Below are 2,646 nucleotides of genomic sequence, written 5' to 3'. Positions count from 1 at the left end.
GGAAGAGCCCAAACCGTGCTGCGTGCAGCACGGGGTCCGGACTGCGGGAAGTCTCAAAGAGGGAGCAGAAGGCGATGGAAAGCGCCGCCGTAGAGGGTGAAAGCCCCGTATACGAAGCTCAGAGAGATGCGCAGGATCCAGAGTACTGTCAGACACGTGGAAGCTGGCAGGAAGGTGGGGGGACCACCCCCCAAGGCTAAATACTCCTTAGTGACCGATAGCGGTGAGTACTGTGAAGGAAAGGTGAAAAGAACCGAGGGATCGGAGTGAAAGAGAACCTGAAACCCTATGTTTACAAGCTGTGGAACACCGAAAGGTGAACCGCGTACTTTTTGTAGAACGGTCCGGCGAGTTATATATACTGGCAAGGTTAAGGGCTTAAGGCCTGAAGCCGAAGCGAGAGCAAGTCTTAAGAGGGCGTAAAGTCAGTAGGTATAGACCCGAAACCGGGTGACCTATCCATGTCCAGGATGAAGCTAAAGTAAAATTTGGTGGAGGTCCGAACACACATCCGTTGAAAAGGGTGGTGATGAGGTGTGGATAGCGGAGAAATTCCAATCGAACCCGGAGATAGCTGGTTCTCCTCGAAATAGCTTTAGGGCTAGCCTCGTGGTAAAGTCTTATGCAGGTAGAGCACTGAATTCTTGAGGGGGCGTCAAAGTCTACCAATAGATATCAAACTGCGAATGGCATGAAGATATACACGGGAGTCAGACTGCGGGATATAAATTCCGTAGTCAAAAGGGAAACAGCCCAGATCTACAGCTAAGGTCCCCAAGTGCATGTTAAGTGGTAAAGGATGTGGGATTTCACAGACAACTAGGATGTTGGCTCAGAAGCAGCCACACATTCAAAGAGTGCGTAATAGCTCACTAGTCGAGAGGTCCTGCGCCGAAAATTAACGGGGCTGAAACATGACACCGAAGCTTAGGGATGACGAAAGTCATCGGTAGAGGAGCATTGAAAGCTCACAGAAGCGGTACCGGAAGGAGCCGTGGAGGGCTTTGAAGAGAGAATGCCGGAATGAGTAGCGAGATGGAGGTGGGAATCCTCCAGGCCGAATATCTAAGGTTTCCAGGGTAAAGCTGATCTGCCCTGGGTAAGTCGGGGCCTAAGGCGAGGCTGAGAAGCGTAGCCGATGGACAACTGGTTTAGATTCCAGTACCTTACTGTATCAGAACTGTGGGGACACATGGAGGAGGAGAGAGCCGGGAAAGAAAAGACCGGTGCAAGCGTGGGAGGAGCCAGGCAGGAAAAGCCGTCTGGCAATCCGAGGACGCGATGCGGAGCGAAGAAAAGTAGCGAAGCTCTCAGAGTCCGTGGCGAGAAAAGCCGCTATTGTGTACAGTAAGCCCGTACCGCAAACCGACACAGGCAGATGAGGAGAGAATCCTAAGGCCGGCGGGAGAAGCATTGTTAAGGAACTCGGCAAAATGACCCCGTAACTTCGGGAGAAGGGGCGCCCACGAGAGTGGGCCGCAGAGAAAAGGCTCAAGCAACTGTTTAGCAAAAACACAGGTCTATGCGAAACCGTAAGGTAAAGTATATGGGCTGACGCCTGCCCGGTGCTGGAAGGTTAAGAGGAGAGGTTAGCGAAAGCGAAGCTTTGAATTGAAGCCCCAGTAAACGGCGGCCGTAACTATAACGGTCCTAAGGTAGCGAAATTCCTTGTCGGGTAAGTTCCGACCCGCACGAAAGGCGTAATGATTTGAGCGCTGTCTCAACAATGCACCCGGTGAAATTGAAGTGCCAGTGAAGATGCTGGTTACCCGCGCCAGGACGGAAAGACCCCATGGAGCTTTACTCCAGCTTGACACTGGGATTCGGTAGTGAATGCACAGGATAGGTGGGAGACTAAGAAGGAAGAACTTCGGTTTTTCCGGAGTCGCTGTTGGGATACCACCCTTTTGCTATTGGATTTCTAACCGGGAGCCGTGAACCGGCACCGGGACACTGTCAGGCGGGGAGTTTGACTGGGGCGGTCGCCTCCGAAAGGGTATCGGAGGCGCTCAAAGGTTCCCTCATAATGGTTGGAAACCATTAGAAGAGTGCAAAGGCAGAAGGGAGCCTGACTGCGAGGGTGACGGCCCGAGCAGAGTAGAAATACGGACTTAGTGATCCGGTGGTATGAAAGTGGGATTGCCATCGCTCAACGGATAAAAGCTACCCTGGGGATAACAGGCTGATCTCCCCCAAGAGTTCACATCGACGGGGAGGTTTGGCACCTCGATGTCGGCTCATCGCATCCTGGGGCTGAAGTCGGTCCCAAGGGTTGGGCTGTTCGCCCATTAAAGTGGCACGCGAGCTGGGTTCAGAACGTCGTGAGACAGTTCGGTCCCTATCCGGCGCGGGCGCAGGAGATTTGAGAGGAGCTGTCCTTAGTACGAGAGGACCGGGATGGACTGACCTCTGGTGGACCTGTTGGGAATCAATCCCATAGCAGGGTAGCCAAGTCGGGGAAGGATAAACGCTGAAGGCATCTAAGCGTGAAGCCTGCCTCAAGATGAGATCTCCCATCGAAAGAGTAAGACCCCTTAGAGAGAATGAGGTAGATAGGGCTGAGGTGTAAGTGCTGCAAAGCATTCAGCTGACAGTTACTAATAGGTCGAGGGCTTATCCAATGTGGAGATGTTTCGCTGGATACAG

The 2,646-nt window shown here is 52.9% G+C and carries 1 rRNA gene; it reads left to right on the top strand.

The window, feature by feature from the left end:
- A 23S ribosomal RNA gene (locus tag HMPREF1556_RS06315) occupies nucleotides 1-2,621 on the top strand; the annotation flags it as partial.
- Nucleotides 2,622-2,646: the final 25 nt, after the last annotated feature.

Source organism: Porphyromonas sp. oral taxon 278 str. W7784 (genome assembly GCF_000467855.2).
In the GTDB taxonomy this organism is placed as follows: Bacteria; Bacteroidota; Bacteroidia; order Bacteroidales; family Porphyromonadaceae; genus Porphyromonas.
The sequence above is the reverse complement of the archived record's forward strand: the minus strand, read 5'-3'. Positions and strand labels throughout refer to the sequence as shown.